This is a genomic window from Sphingomonas sandaracina, from assembly GCF_036663695.1.
Lineage (GTDB): Bacteria > Pseudomonadota > Alphaproteobacteria > Sphingomonadales > Sphingomonadaceae > Sphingomonas.
In genome coordinates this window covers 72,179-85,999 of the sequence record NZ_JAXOJK010000002.1, presented here as the reverse complement: position 1 = coordinate 85,999, position 13,821 = coordinate 72,179, and the positions used below count along the sequence as shown (strand labels likewise).

Annotated in this window: 14 protein-coding genes and 1 tRNA gene; 6 read left to right on the top strand and 9 right to left on the bottom strand. The window is 65.5% G+C overall.

The genetic code is table 11. From position 1 onward, the window contains the following. Positions 1-70: 70 nt before the first annotated feature. Complete coding sequence (locus tag U1707_RS05750; protein ID WP_332799149.1) at positions 71-1,036, bottom strand: DUF2268 domain-containing putative Zn-dependent protease; 966 nt, start codon at positions 1,034-1,036, stop codon at positions 71-73. 474 nt (positions 1,037-1,510) lie between these two features. After that, complete coding sequence (locus tag U1707_RS05745; RefSeq protein WP_332799148.1) at positions 1,511-2,524, bottom strand: zinc-binding alcohol dehydrogenase family protein; 1,014 nt, start codon at positions 2,522-2,524, stop codon at positions 1,511-1,513. A 149-nt stretch (positions 2,525-2,673) separates the two neighbouring features. On the opposite strand from U1707_RS05745, the gene U1707_RS05740 reads away from it, so the two are divergent. Together U1707_RS05740 and U1707_RS05735 are read left to right on the top strand one after the other, a co-directional pair. Beyond that, positions 2,674-3,885, top strand: coding sequence for a toxic anion resistance protein (locus U1707_RS05740; RefSeq protein WP_332799147.1), 1,212 nt, complete (start codon positions 2,674-2,676; stop codon positions 3,883-3,885). 5 nt (positions 3,886-3,890) lie between these two features. After that, on the top strand, positions 3,891-4,598 hold the full coding sequence (locus U1707_RS05735) for a hypothetical protein (RefSeq protein WP_332799146.1): 708 nt from the start codon (positions 3,891-3,893) through the stop codon (positions 4,596-4,598). 229 nt (positions 4,599-4,827) lie between these two features. On the opposite strand, the gene U1707_RS05730 is transcribed toward U1707_RS05735, so the two are convergent. The 5 genes from U1707_RS05730 to ubiA form a co-directional block, all read right to left on the bottom strand. Next, positions 4,828-5,046: a hypothetical protein gene (locus tag U1707_RS05730; RefSeq protein WP_332799145.1), complete on the bottom strand. Its 219-nt coding sequence runs from the start codon at positions 5,044-5,046 to the stop codon at positions 4,828-4,830. Then, positions 5,046-5,549 (bottom strand): hypothetical protein, encoded by a 504-nt coding sequence (locus tag U1707_RS05725; RefSeq protein WP_332799144.1) that lies wholly within the window; start codon positions 5,547-5,549, stop codon positions 5,046-5,048. Before U1707_RS05725 ends, U1707_RS05730 begins: the two co-directional genes overlap by 1 nt. Before the next feature lie 276 nt (positions 5,550-5,825). Continuing rightward, positions 5,826-6,590, bottom strand: a complete 765-nt coding sequence (locus U1707_RS05720; RefSeq protein WP_332799143.1) for a 3'(2'),5'-bisphosphate nucleotidase CysQ — start codon at positions 6,588-6,590, stop codon at positions 5,826-5,828. Between the two features lie 46 nt (positions 6,591-6,636). Continuing rightward, positions 6,637-7,983, bottom strand: coding sequence for a TldD/PmbA family protein (locus U1707_RS05715; protein ID WP_332799142.1), 1,347 nt, complete (start codon positions 7,981-7,983; stop codon positions 6,637-6,639). A gap of 9 nt (positions 7,984-7,992) precedes the next feature. Then, positions 7,993-8,934 carry a 4-hydroxybenzoate octaprenyltransferase gene (ubiA, locus tag U1707_RS05710; RefSeq protein ID WP_332799141.1) on the bottom strand — a complete coding sequence of 314 codons (942 nt, stop codon included), beginning with the start codon at positions 8,932-8,934 and terminating at the stop codon, positions 7,993-7,995. Positions 8,935-9,016: 82 nt separating this feature from the next. On the opposite strand from ubiA, the gene U1707_RS05705 reads away from it, so the two are divergent. The 3 genes from U1707_RS05705 to U1707_RS05695 all read left to right on the top strand — a co-directional run bounded on the left by U1707_RS05705 (position 9,017) and on the right by U1707_RS05695 (position 11,689). Next, positions 9,017-9,178, top strand: coding sequence for a hypothetical protein (locus U1707_RS05705; protein WP_332799140.1), 162 nt, complete (start codon positions 9,017-9,019; stop codon positions 9,176-9,178). 311 nt (positions 9,179-9,489) lie between these two features. Then, a complete protein-coding gene (locus U1707_RS05700; RefSeq protein ID WP_332799139.1) occupies positions 9,490-10,239 on the top strand; it encodes a 16S rRNA (uracil(1498)-N(3))-methyltransferase in 750 nt (249 codons plus the stop codon). 76 nt (positions 10,240-10,315) lie between these two features. Continuing rightward, on the top strand, positions 10,316-11,689 hold the full coding sequence (locus U1707_RS05695; RefSeq protein WP_332799138.1) for a glutamate--cysteine ligase: 1,374 nt from the start codon (positions 10,316-10,318) through the stop codon (positions 11,687-11,689). Positions 11,690-11,860: 171 nt separating this feature from the next. On the opposite strand, the gene U1707_RS05690 is transcribed toward U1707_RS05695, so the two are convergent. Beyond that, entirely contained in the window at positions 11,861-13,141 is a 1,281-nt protein-coding gene (locus U1707_RS05690) for a methyltransferase family protein (protein ID WP_332799137.1), read from the bottom strand. 146 nt (positions 13,142-13,287) lie between these two features. Between U1707_RS05690 and U1707_RS05685 the strand changes: the two genes are divergently transcribed. Continuing rightward, positions 13,288-13,361, top strand: a tRNA-Gly gene (locus U1707_RS05685). Positions 13,362-13,405: 44 nt separating this feature from the next. Here U1707_RS05685 and U1707_RS05680 read toward each other — a convergent pair. After that, positions 13,406-13,807 (bottom strand): MarR family winged helix-turn-helix transcriptional regulator, encoded by a 402-nt coding sequence (locus tag U1707_RS05680; RefSeq protein ID WP_332799136.1) that lies wholly within the window; start codon positions 13,805-13,807, stop codon positions 13,406-13,408. Between the last annotated feature and the right edge of the window lie 14 nt (positions 13,808-13,821).

Here is a 13,821-nt window from a genome sequence, read left to right as displayed (position 1 = left end):
CCAGGGTAACGAAAGCTGCCATCCGTGGCTCTGGGTCCTGACTTTCGTCAGGATGACGGGGGGCGTGTGGTCAACGCCGTTTATAAATTCCGGCGGCGAGAATGCTCCGAGGATCGCGAACCGCCAGCATAGCCCTGAGCGCGGCGTGTTTGTCGGGGGCGGCGGCGTAGTAACGCTGCCAGACCCTCAGGCCCATCCAATAGCCGAGCTCGGGCGGCCAGCCGGCGGGCGGCGTGGAGTAGTTGCCGATCCAGCGGGCATAGGCCTTGGCCTCGGGCGAGCCTTCTTCCGGGTCGTCATTGTCGGTGAGCTTGCGGGTAAGCGCGATGTCGGCCTGCATCTGGCGCCAGAGTTCCGCCTCGCGGGGTGCGGCCCAGGCGGCGCGGGCGGCGTCAGGCTCCTCGCCGGTGACGAGTTGTGCGATGAAGTCCGCGGCGCCCTCGACGAGGATCGCGGTGAGCAGCGGGTCGCGGGCGAGCGTCATGCCGGCGTCCTGCTGGAAGGCATGCACCGTCTCGTGTGCGAAGAAATGGCGGAGCGTCTGGCGGAGTTTCTCGGGCGTGGGGGACATGCGGCACAGCACTTCGAGGCCGAGGACTTGCGCACCGGGCTTGGCGGTACCGCCCGAGGTGTTCGCGCCGAAGACTATATAGACTTGCGGGAGCTTCACGTCGGGGAGCGCGCCCTGGAGGCCGAGATAGATTGATCGGAGATCGGCGGTGGCGGCCTTGGCGGCGGGGAGGCAGGTCTTGATCGCCTGCGCGTAACGGGTCGGGTTGGCGGCGATGGCGCGCGCGAGATTGTCGGCGTCGACGATCCGGCCGGGGGTGAAGACGCCGATCCCGAAACTGCCCTTGTCGAGATAGTCGCGCTTGAGTTGCGCGGCGCTGGGCTTGCCTTTAGTCTTGGCGAAAAGGGTGGCAAAGCGGTCGGCGTCTTCGGTGTGGATCGTGGCGGTTAGTGGATCCGCTGGCGGGGGACGGTTTGTGGCTGCCGCAGGGAGGAGAGCGAGCGCGAGGATCAGCGGGCGGAGCATATCGTAGAGTATCGTGTGTTTGCTTCGCCGCCAGTCTCAATCGGTAGCAATCGAGCGAGCACCCACCCCGCTGTTCCCCCGCGAAGGGGGGGGGGTCCAGAGTTACAAGCGATGACGTCCCTGGCTCCTGGGCCCCCGCGTTCGCGAGGGAACAGGAAGAGGCCCCAGCCCTCCAATCTCGCCACCCCGGCGGAGGCCGGGGCCCAATTGGTAAGGTGGCAATAATGGAGCGCCGCCATCCGTTAGCAACGTCCCCCAATTGGGCCCCGGCCTTCGCCGGGGTGGTGGCCGAAGCTGGAGGGGTACCTATGATCGAGTAGCCCGTCTCGGATTCCCCCACCCGATATTTCGCTTCGCCCTGTACAACCCACTCCGTCACCCCGGACCTGTTCCGGGGTCTACCGTTCCGCACGCTCGCCACCATTGGTTGCGCGGATCGGTGATGCCGGAACAAGCCCGGCATGACGGGGTGCCTTAAAACCCCTCCAGCACGATCTTCCCCTTGGCCGTATGGCTCTCGATCCGCTCATGCGCCCGCCGCAGGTTCGCCGCGTCGATCTTCCCGAAATTCTCCGCGAGCGTCGTCCGGATCGTCCCCGCATCGACCAGCCGCGCGACCTCGTCGAGCAGCTTGCCCTGCTCCGCCATGTCCGCGGTCTGGAACAGCGAGCGCGTGAACATCAGCTCCCAGTGCACCGAGATCGACTTCTGCTTCAGCGGCACGATGTCGAGCGTCTTCGGATCGTCGATCAGCGCCAGCCGGCCCTGCGGCGCGAGCAATTCGCCAATCTCGGCGATATGCTCGTCGGTATGCGTCGTCGAGAACACGAACGCCGGCGCCCCTAGCCCGAGCGCCTCGACCTGCGCGGCGAGCGGCTTGCGGTGATCGATCACGTGATGCGCGCCGAGCTCCTCGACCCAGCCACGCGTCTCGTCGCGCGACGCGGTGGCGATCACGGTCAGGTCGGTGAGCTGCCGCGCGAGCTGGATCGTGATCGAGCCGACCCCGCCTGCCCCGCCGATGATCAGGATCGCGTTCGCCGCGCCGGGGACGGGCTTGCGCACGTCGAGGCGGTCGAACAGCGTCTCCCATGCGGTGACCGAGGTCAGCGGCAGCGCCGCCGCCTGCGCCCAGTCTAGCGACACCGGCTTGTGCCCGACGATGCGTTCGTCGACGCTGTGATACTCCGAATTGGTACCGGGCCGGTCGATCGCACCTGCGTAGAACACTTCGTCGCCGACCTTGAACCCGGTCACGTCCGGGCCGACCGCGACGATGATGCCCGATGCGTCCCAGCCCAGCACCTGCGGCTTGCCTTCGGGATCAGCGCGACGCTGGCGGATCTTGGTGTCGACCGGATTGACCGACACCGCCTTCACTTCGACCAGCAGATCGCGACCGGTCGCTTCCGGTTTAGAAAGGTCGAGATCGACGAGCGACTGCGGATCGTCGATCGGGAGCGACTTGGTGTAGCCGATGGCGCGCATGCTGGAACTCCGGTGATGTCTGCCCCAAGCTGTCGACGCCGTCCCGACGTTTCAAGGCGAGGTTGGCAAGTCTGGTGTGTTATCTATATATGCCACTTGAACGTGGGACGGGTTGCAGCCACCATGTCCCATCGAACGGAGATTGACGCATGGCGACGACACCCGAAACGCTGACTGAAGAGCCTGGCCTGGTGCTGACCCCGCCCGATCCGGTGCCGACCGTCGCGGCCTCGAAGGCGGCCGGGCTGGTGCCCGTCGATGCCGGCGTGAAGTCGCAGCTCGAGGAGCGCGTGTCGGGCTTCGTCACCGATCTCGTCGCGCAGGACGTCAATTCGCCCGAGTTCGGCAAGCGCGTCGATGCGATCACCGCGATGGGCGCGAAGGAAATCCGCGAGGCCGCCGGCCAGTCGAACCGCTTCCTCGATCGCCCGGTCAAGGCGATGGATCAGGAGACCGGCGTCGGTAAGGACCTGGCCGAGCTGCGCCGCGTCGTCGAGGATCTCGATCCCGGCAAGAAGGGCAATCTCACCGCGCCGCAGAAGCTGTTCGGGATCATCCCGTTCGGGGGCAAGATGCGCAATTATTTCGACGGCTATAAGTCCTCGCAGACGCACATCGCGCAGATCCTGAAGAGCCTCGGCTCGGGCAAGGACGAGCTGCTGATGGACAATGCCGCGATCGATACCGAGCGCGCGAACCTGTGGGCGGCGATGGGCCGGCTCGAGCAGATGATCCATCTGTCGAAGACGATGGACGCCAAGCTGGAGGACGTCGCCAACGATCTCGATCATACCGATCCCGCCAAGGCGAAGGCGATCCGCGAAACCGCGCTGTTCTACACGCGCCAGCGGACGCAGGACCTGCTGACGCAGATGGCGGTGACCGTGCAGGGCTATCTCGCGCTCGATCTGGTCAAGAAGAACAATGTCGAGCTGGTGAAGGGTGTCGATCGCGCGTCGACCACGACCGTCTCGGCGCTGCGCACCGCGGTGACGGTGGCGCAGGCGCTGACCAACCAGAAGCTGGTGCTGGAGCAGATCACCGCGCTCAACACGACGACCGCGAACATCATCGATTCGACCGGCAAGCTGCTCAAATCGCAGACCGCACAGATCCATGAGCAGGCGGCATCGGCGACGATCCCGCTGGAGACGCTGCAACGCGCGTTCCAGAACATCTACGACACGATGGACGCGATTGACGTGTTCAAGCTGAAGGCGCTCGATTCGATGAAGGTCACCGTCGGCGCGCTGTCGAACGAGGTCGATAAATCCCGTGGGTACATCGCGCGGGCTGAAGGCGCGACTCAAGGCCAGCTTGGCGGACCTTCCGCCAGCCCGTTCAAGCTGGAGGCGATGTAACCCTCGTGAGCGAAGTCGACGATGCCATCGCCAGCGCCCGCGCCTCCTGGTCGCGCATTTCGGACGACCGCACCGGCGCGGGGATCGCGGGTGCGCCTTCTCGGGGACGGGCACGGCAGACTCAAGCGATCGGCAAGCGCCTGACCCGGATCGCGGTCGCCGACGTCGCGATCCTGATAGCGGCGATGGTGATCGGCTGGATCGTGCCGCTCGGGATCGGCGGCGCGATGCTCGTGATGGCGTTGCTGGTCGCCGCCACAGTGCTGTTCGCGGTGTGGCCGGCGGAACGTGCTCCGACGCCCGAGCGCCTCGCGGCGGTCGACATCCGCGCACTCCCTTCGCAGACCGAACGCTGGCTGGAGGCGCAACGCCCCGCCCTCCCCGCACCGGCGATGACGCTGGTCGACCGGATCGGCCTGCGACTCGAAACGCTGAAGCCGCAACTCGCAACGCTCGACGCGAACACGCAGGAAGCGGTCGACGTGCGGAAGCTGATCGGCGAACAGCTCCCCGCCTTCGTCAAGGATTACGAGAAAGTCCCGGCGTCGCTCCGCACCACCCCGCGCAACGGCCGTACGCCCGATGCCGAACTGGTCGACGGGCTGAAGCTGATCGAACAGGAAATCGGCGAAATGACCGCGCGGCTGGCGCAAAGCGACCTCGACAATCTGTCGACGCGGGGCCGCTTCTTGGAGATGAAGTACAAGGAGTGAGCGGGTGAAACGTACCCGGCTCAGCGTCTGCCGTCGAAAGGCGCGGTTCGTGTCGGCGGCTGATGCGTTGGTCGTGGCGGAAGCCGGGCGAGTGCCGCTCAGGGCCTATCGTTGCGACCGGTGTACCCAGTTTCATTTGACCAGCCGGACGAAGGGTAATCGGGCGAGCGGTCGCAGGAGCCGCTACGGGCCGCGCGTGGAACCAAGCTGACAGCCGGGGACTAAACCTTCAAAATGGCACGTCGTCATCAAACTCTGAGTCGTCGTCGGCTTGGTCGGTTATCAGCATTGGCGGTCCCTCGACGCGCAGTTGCTCCTCTTCATTGGCCGCGTGATCCGCGCCTAGCCGGGCGATTATGTTATGAACCGCCTCGATCGCTTTGGGTAACTGAGCTAGCCCCGTCATGGATGTGCCAAACACGGCGGAGATTGGGACAATCACCGCCATTACCGTGCATAGCTGAGGCGCTCTCGATCCAGTGCTTTGATCAATTCGTTGAGCTTTTCGGTAAGCGATACTCGCTTCCATTTCGGTAGATCTGCTTCGATTACGAACTTTTTTAAGTGTTCTAGCTCCTGCCGTAGCCACGCCTTATTTTTTACCGACAGGCGAAGGGAACTGACTGCATTGCTCTGCCTTTCGCGTAGGCGATATCGAGCGATTAGCTTACTCACCAACCCTTGAACTTCGGCGTACCGCCCTGCCTGCATCACACGGGAATCCAGTAGATCGGTGATGCCGAGTTCTTCCGCTAGTCCCTCGATCTCGCCTACGAATTGTCCCTTGATGGAGTCCACCTCGCTGTACTCCTGCGAGAACACATCCCTGTCACGAATGATATATCGGTCGAGCGACTCTCGCGCGGCTTGGGCTAGGATGACGAACTGCTGTTCCCTCGTTCCGGATGCTTGCTCGTACGCGTCTTGCGGTATCATCTCGAAACTGGACATCGGTATCCCTTGGCCGTTGCCGAGCCCGTTCGGCAAACAAGTACTATATCGCGCTTTGCCTCGGAAATACCAAAACCAGCCGTGTAGTCGTCGAGTCGTTTGAGATCAGTGCCAGTTGCCCGATGGGGCTCTACTGCTGCGTAAGGGATTACAATGGCTTGTGACGCAAAGGAAAAATGGTTCGTGCCTGGAATGCGTATCGTTCGTAAACGGACGGCCGAAATTGCCGCCAGCTTCGCGTAAGGAGACCGTACGCAATCCTCTGCATGATCGCCGTCACCCCAGCACGGTGCGCGCCCGGTCCGCTAACCGCTCGACGGCTGCGGCATGAATGCCCGCCGCGCAGGCTAACACACCAAACGCCTGCGGCCGCGGCTTGTTGAACACCAGCGGTGCGCCCAGCGCATCGCTCACCGTCGCCCCCGCTTCGCTCGCCACCAGCACCGCGGCGGCGATGTCCCATTCGTTGCCCCAGCGGAGGGTGGCGACGAGGTCGGCTTCGTTGGCGGCGACCATCGCTATGCGGAGCGCGATTGAGTTGGGTTTGTGGACCATGACGAGGTCGCGGTCGGATTTGGGAAGGGCGTCGACTGGGGTGCGGCTGCCGGCGAATTCCGTGCGGGTGCCGGTCTGTAGCGCTATGCCGTTGCGGGTGGCGCCCTGGCCTGCGACGGCTTGCCAATGCTCGCCGCGGGAGGGGGCGTCGAGGATGCCGATAACCGGGCGGCCGCGGTCTACCAGCGCGATCGAGACGCACCAGCCGGGGCGGGCGCGGATATAGTCGCGGGTGCCGTCGATCGGGTCGACCACCCAGAGCAGGTCGTGGGCGAGGCGGTCGGCATTGTCGGCGGTCTCCTCGGAGAGCCAGCCGGCTTCGGGGAGCAGAGTCGACAGGTGGGACTTGAGCATCCGGTCGATCGCGATATCGAGTTCGCAGACCGGGCTGCCTGGGGTCTTTTCCCAGCGCTGGAAATCGGTGTCGAAGCGGTCGTGCGCCATCGCGCCGGCCTCCATGGCGATCTTCGCGACGGCGTCGGCCATCGCGCGCAGCCATTCCGGCGACCGTTCCGGCCCGCGGCGCCGCCGGTCAGCCACTCGCCACCGTCATGCCCTCCACGCGGAGAGTCGGTACGTTGACGCCGTAGCGAAATTCGAGATCGTTCGCTGGCGTCATCGCGAGGAACATGTCCTTGACGTTGCCCGCGATCGTGAACTCGGCGACCGGCGTGGTGATCTGGCCGTTCTCGATGCGGAAGCCGGCCGCGCCACGGCTGTAGTCGCCGGTCACGCCGTTCGCGCCGCCGCCCATCAGTTCGGTGACGTAGACGCCCGATTCGATGTCGGCGATCAGCGTTTCGAGCGGGACATGGCCCGGCTCCATGAAGACGTTGCTGGTCGCTACGCCGGGGCCGCCGCCGACACCGCGGGCGGCATGGCCGGTCGGTTCGAGACCGAGCTGGCGTGCCGAAGCTGAGTCGAGCAGCCAGCGTTCGAGCATGCCATTCTCGATGATCTCGCTCGGCGATACGGGTAGGCCCTCGCCGTCGAACGGGCGCGAGCGCAGGCCATGCGGGCGATGCGGATCGTCGCGAATGGTGATGCCGTGCGCGAAGATTTGGCTGCCGAGCGAATCGAGCAGGAAGCTGGTCTTCCGCGTGATCGCCTGTCCGGAGATTGCGCCAAGCATGTGGCCGACGAGCGATCCACCGACGCGACGGTCGTAGACGATCGTGGTGGGCCCGCTGACGAGGCGACCGGGGTTGAGCCGGGCGACCGCCTGTTCACCGGCGCGGCGGCCGATCGCTTCGGGGGATTCGAGATGTGCGCGGAGGCGGGCGCTGTGGTGCGCGTAATCACGCTGCATGTTGCCGCCTTCCCCGGCGAGCACGCTGGCCGAGACGCCGTAGCCGGTCGCGGCGTAGGCACCGGCGAAACCGTGACTGGTGGCGAGCGCCCAGACGCTGCGCGAGGCGCTGGCGCCACCGCCTTCGCTATTCGAGACGCCGGGGACGGCACGGGCGGCGTCTTCGGCTTCGAGGGCTGCATCGCGGAGTTGCTCGGGGCTGGCTTCGCCGCCGTCGTCTAGGCCGAGCATCGGGACGATGCCGTGGAGGAGGCGGTCGGCGGGAGCGAGCCCGGCCCAGGGATCTTCGGGGGCTTCGCGTGCCATCGCCACCGCGCGTTCGACCAGCGCGTCCATCGCGGCGGTCGACAGATCGGAGGTCGAGACGCTGGCCGAGCGCTGGCCGACGAAAACGCGCAGGCCGAGATCCTCGCTTTCGGAGCGGCCGATATCTTCGAGCTTGCCGAGGCGGATCGACACGTCGAGTGCGGCATCGGCGGCGAAGACCGCGTCGGCGGCGTCGGCGCCGGCGGCCCTCGCGCGCTGGACGATGTCGTGGGCGCGGTCGCGGGCTTGGTCTGGGGTCAGCATATCAGCGACTTAAGGATGCAGGCTCGTGCCGACAACCACGCAGGCGAGGAACATGAGTAGTCCGGCGAAACGGTTCGCGCGGAAGCGGGCGAGCGCGGCGATGCCGGCGCCTTCGTGGGTGTCGGGTTTTAGGGTGGCGACCTGCCACGCGAGATGGGTTGCGACGGGGACGAGCGCCGCGAGCGCAAGCGGGTCGGGACGGACTTGCCAGAAGGCTGCGGCCCAGAGCGCGATGGCAGCGATGTAGCAGACGCCGACACCGGCCTTTACGTGTGTGCCCATACGGAGCGCGGACGAGCGGATGCCGATCATTGCGTCGTCCTCACGGTCCTGCAGCGCATAGATTGTGTCGTAGCCGATTACCCAGGCGATCGAGCCGGCATAGAGCAGCCACATCGGCGTATTGAGAGCGCCTGCGACATCGCTCCAGCCGACCAGCAGCGCCCAGGAGAAGACGATGCCGAGCCACGCCTGTGGCCACCAGGTGATGCGCTTCATGAAGGGATAAGCGGCGACCGGGGCGAGGCTTGCGAGCGCGACGATCGCGGCGAAGGGGGTGAGTTGGACCAGGACGACCAAGCCGATCAGGCAGAGCGAGACGAGCCAGATCCAGGCGAGCTTGATCGAGACGAGCCCGCTGGGGATCGGCCGGGCCCGTGTGCGGGCGACCTGTGCGTCGAGGTCGCGGTCGACGATGTCGTTGAAGACACAGCCTGCTCCGCGCATCGCGATGCTGCCGAGGAGAAGCCAGAGGATCAGGTCCCATCGGTCGACCGCGCCGCCGGCGAGCGCGACGCCCCAGGCGCCGGGCCAGAACAGCAGCCACCAGCCGATCGGGCGGTCGAACCGGGCGAGGAGCGCAAGGCCGCGGAGGGTTGGCGGGAGGCTGCCGACCAAGCCCTTGTGTTCGCTGTCGGGGACGATTTCCGCGTGGCTCGGCTTGGTCTGCATAGCGGAGGCGTAGGAAGACGGGGTTTGGCGCGCAAGCCTTTGCCGGCTACCGGTGGGGCGTGTCGCGTGTGGAGCCCCTTTTGTGATCGGCCTTTCGGTCGCGGTCGGCCGCTTCGTCGAGGCATTGTTCTGGGGGATCTTTCGGGTCGCCGGGGCGGTGGCTGGGGTTTTGATCCTTGGCGTCGTGATTCTGGTTGTTGCGTGGGTGGTGGCGCGGAAGATGTGGGCGCGGCGGAAGCGCTGAACTGAACTGCCAAAAAGGGGCGGCTCAGGAACAATTGTACGAGGAACGTTGAGGATCCATCGCTCACCCGCCGTCCGACTACGAACAATCAGCTACCAAGATCGCTAACCGTCATCCTGACGAAAGTCAGGATACAGAGCCAAGAAGGACAATCCGCAATTACCCTGGATCCTGACTTTCGTCAGGATGACGGAGCCTTGGGTATCCGCCGGTCAAACTCTGTAGATGCCAACACCCGTCAACTTGACTCGGTCTGCTGGCGACGGACTGCCCCCCTCCCCGTGCTGGTGAGGATTTGCTAGGACGCCCCCATGCCCGCGACTCCCGCCTGGCCGCCGCAATCCACGCCGCGCCTATTCGTCGATACGCCGCTTTCGGCCGGTCCCCTCCACGTGGATGGCCCGGCCGCGCATTATCTCGTTGGGGTGATGCGGATGAAGATCGGCAATCCGGTGAAGCTGTTCGACGATCGGACCGGCGAATGGCTCGGGGTCGCGGCGAGCGTCGGCAAGCGCGACCTGGGGCTCGACGTCACCGCATTGCTGCGGCCGCGGGAGGACGTGCCCGATCTGTGGCTGTGCGCCGCGCCACTCAAGAAGGGCCGGATCGACTGGATGGCGGAGAAGGCGTGCGAGCTCGGCGTCGCGCGGCTGGTGCCGGTGGTCACGCGGCGGACGATCGTCGACAAGCCCAATACCGAGCGCCTGCGGACGCAGATGATCGAGGCCGCGGAGCAATGCGGTCGCACGGCCCTGCCCGAGGTTGCCGAGCCGGTGAAGCTCGCCGCGCTGCTACGCGACTGGCCGCAGGATCGCGCGCTGTTCTTTGCCGACGAGACCGGCGGCGTGCCGGCGCTGGAGGCGATGCGGTCGCGTCCCGGTCCGGCGGCGATACTGATCGGTCCCGAAGGCGGCTTCGACGCGGAGGAGCGGGAGGCGATCCGCGCGCATCCGAACGCGGTCGGCATCGGGCTCGGTCCGCGCATCCTGCGCGCTGAAACGGCAGCGGGCGCGGCGGTCGCGTTGTGGATGGCGGCGGCGGGCGATTGGAGTCCCGCCTGAGCAGCCGGGCGATATAGGTACCGATTGGTCCGAATCCCCTCTAGCGGGGTCGTTCATCGGCGCGTAAGGCGCGATCATGACGCTTAATTCCGCTCCGAAAAAGACCAGCCCGACGATCGAGTCGCGCGACCAGTTGATCGCTAGCTTCGCGCGCGGCGAAAAGCCGAAGGACGCGTGGCGGATCGGCACCGAGCACGAGAAGTTCGTCTATGCGAACGGCGATCATCACGCACCGTCCTATGACGAGCCCAGCGGCATCCGCGCGCTGCTCGGCGAGCTGGAGCAATATGGCTGGAAGCCGGTCATGGAGGGCGGCAACGCCATCGCCATGTCGGGTCCCGACGGCAGCATCAGCCTGGAGCCCGCGGGCCAGTTCGAACTCTCGGGCGCGCCGCTCGACTCGTTGCATGAAACCTGCGCCGAGACCGGGCGCCATCTGGAGCAGGTGAAGGCGGCGGGCGAGAAGCTTGGCATCGGCTTCCTCGGGCTCGGCATGTGGCCGGACAAGACGCGCGTCGAACTGCCGACGATGCCCAAGGGGCGCTATGCGATCATGCTGCGGCACATGCCGCGCGTCGGCAGCATGGGGCTCGACATGATGCTGCGGACCTGCACGATCCAGGTGAACCTGGATTACGCGTCCGAAGCCGACATGGTGAAGAAATTCCGCGTAGGCCTCGCGCTCCAGCCGCTGGCGACCGCGCTGTTCGCCAACTCGCCGTTCACGGAGGGCAAGCCGAACGGCATGCTGTCGTATCGCAGCCATATCTGGTCCGACACCGATCCGCACCGCACCGGCATGCTGCCGTTCGTGTTCGAGGATGGCTTCGGGTATGAGCGGTACACCGAGTATGCGCTCGATGTGCCGATGTACTTCGTCTACCGCGAGGGCAAGTATATCGACGCGGCCGGGCTGTCGTTCCGCGACTTCCTAAAGGGTGAATTGTCGGTGCTGCCGGGCGAGATGCCGACGCTCGACGACTGGACCGATCATCTGTCGACCGCGTTCCCCGAGGTGCGGCTGAAGACCTTCCTCGAGATGCGCGGTGCCGATGGCGGGCCGTGGAACCGTATCTGCGCGCTGCCGGCTTTGTGGGTCGGACTGCTGTACGATCAGGGCGCGCTCGATGCGGCGTGGGACTTGGTCAAGGACTGGTCGATCGACGAGCGTCAGGCATTGCGCGATGCGGTGCCGAAGCTGGGTCTGGACGCGCCGATCGCGGGCGGCGGCACGCTGCGCGATATCGCGGGCCATGCGCTGGATATTGCCGGGGCCGGGCTGTCGGCACGGGCGCGGTTCAATCGGGCGGGCGACAACGAGACCGGCTTCCTCGACCCGCTGCGGGAGATCGTACGCAGCGGCAAGGTGCCGGCGGAAGTGCTGCTAGAGAAGTATCACGGCGTTTGGGGCGGCGACGTTTCGAAGGTGTACGACGAATCGAGCTTCTAATCGCCCCTTCGCCTCGGCGGAGACAAGCCTGCACTGGTATCGTCATCCTAAGTAAAGTCAGGATCCAGAGCCATTAACGGCTGTCCTTGGTGACCCTGGATCCTGACTTTCGTCAGGATGACGGACGCGAGGTGGCTTATGTCCTAGCCAGATCCGGACAGTTTTCGGTCCTCAGGCCTTGCCCTTGATCCTCGCGAACAGCCGCGGCACCAGTCCGTTGCGGGTCATCCAGTCGAAATACACGCGGTAGTCCGGATCGAGCTTCAGATGCCGCTCTTCGGTCTTCGCGCGCCAGAAATACACGCCGCCGACCGCCGCCAGCAGCAACGTCGCCCGCGTCGCATCGACGATGCTGCCCGTGGTCAGGACCGGAATCGTCGAGATCCACCAGAACAGGTTCTTCGACAGATACGCCGGATGCCGCGATATCGCATAGGGCCCGTGCGTCAGGATGCCGCGGTTGGTCAGGTTGGAAAAGCGAAAGCCGAATGCCACCGTCGCCCAGGCATAGATCGCGGTCAGCGCGACCAGGACCGCGCCAATGAGGGCAAGCAACACCGGATGCCCCTGGAACCAGTACGCCCAGTCCGACGTGCCCGGATGATAATCGAGCGGACCGCCGTCGTTCATCAGGATGAACGGCGGATAGCACATCAACGCCGCCATCCACGCGGCGGCGAACGGGTTGGCGCTGCGGATATGCGAATCGAGTGGACGAAGCGTCAGGATGTAGCCGACCGTCGCGAACGCCACGTCGATCAGGAACATGAAGGTGATCAGCCAGTTCGCCAATGCGACGGGATCGTGCAGCACCGACCCCAGATCGCCGCGGACGAACGTGGCGAATCCTGGCGGTACGATCGCCAGCATGAAGGCGAGGAAGAACGTCTTCACCCCCCATGCGCGGAGATGGCCATATATGGCCTCATGCTCGACATCCGCCTGCCCGGTCAGCCAGGCGCCGAGGTGCCAGGCGCCGTCGCGCGGCTCGATCAGATATCGGTCGATCCATACGACATAGGGGATGGAGGCGACGAACAGGATGGGCGCCGCGTTCGTGAAGCACCACATCGCAAACGCGAAATTGCCCTGCCAGTATGATCGCACCGTTCCGTATATCACCGCGATGGCCGCCCATGTCGCCCAGAGCCCGGCGAGTTTGGTAAGGCTCGTCTCGAGCGTCGCGCGCACAGGCTTGCGGGCGGACCAGTCGATCCCGGTACTGTCGTTGCGGTGGACCTTGTCGATCGCCAGCGACCAGACGACCATCGGCAACCCGCACGCGAACACGTTGACCAACGCCGAATACGGACCGTCCATCCCATACCAGCGGGCGATACCGAGCCATGTGAAGATGCCCAGCAGGCCGCAAATCCCCGCGCCCCCGCTTACCGCGGATCGCGGACGGGGATCGGGCCTGGCCCGGTCGGGAAGCGTCGCGTCGTGATCCATCGGCTATCGCCCGTAGCGCGGAATGGTGAGCAACGCGTGAACCATCTCGCGGCGTTGCGAGCAAGGCCTTGGGGGCTGCGATGCCATGTGACGCTTGCGCCGGCCGCGCTGCGACGCTAACTCGGCGCCACGCCTGGGTGCACCGAGCGGGTGTAGTACAATGGTAGTACAGCAGCCTTCCAAGCTGAATACGCGGGTTCGATTCCCGTCATCCGCTCCAGCGCTCCATGCGTGGCAACCCGCTCTCCGGCTCGGCTGATTCGCTCACACGTCCACCATGCGTGCGAGCAACCCTTCCATCCGCCTGCGGCCGAGTGGCGTGAGCTGGACGTGAGACCGCCGGCCGTCGCGTTCGTCGCGGCTGCGCTCGACGAGACCCGAATCCTGCAGCATCGTCAGATATCGCAGGGCCGTCGCCGAGGGTGCGCGGGCGCCGATGCACACCGCCGATACACTCAGTCTCAGACCTTCGTCATCGGAGATGAACAGGTCCAGCATGATATCCCATGCCGGTTCGGAAAACAGGTTGGTGCCCAACAGGTCGTCGCGAACCTTTCGCATCATGTAGAGCCGCCGCGCGACCTCGACCAGGACGGGGTCCGACGGGACGGGTGGCGGATTGTGTTTGAGCGCAACGCCGGAAACGATGGAGCATGCGTAGGTCATCAGGGCTGTGTCCG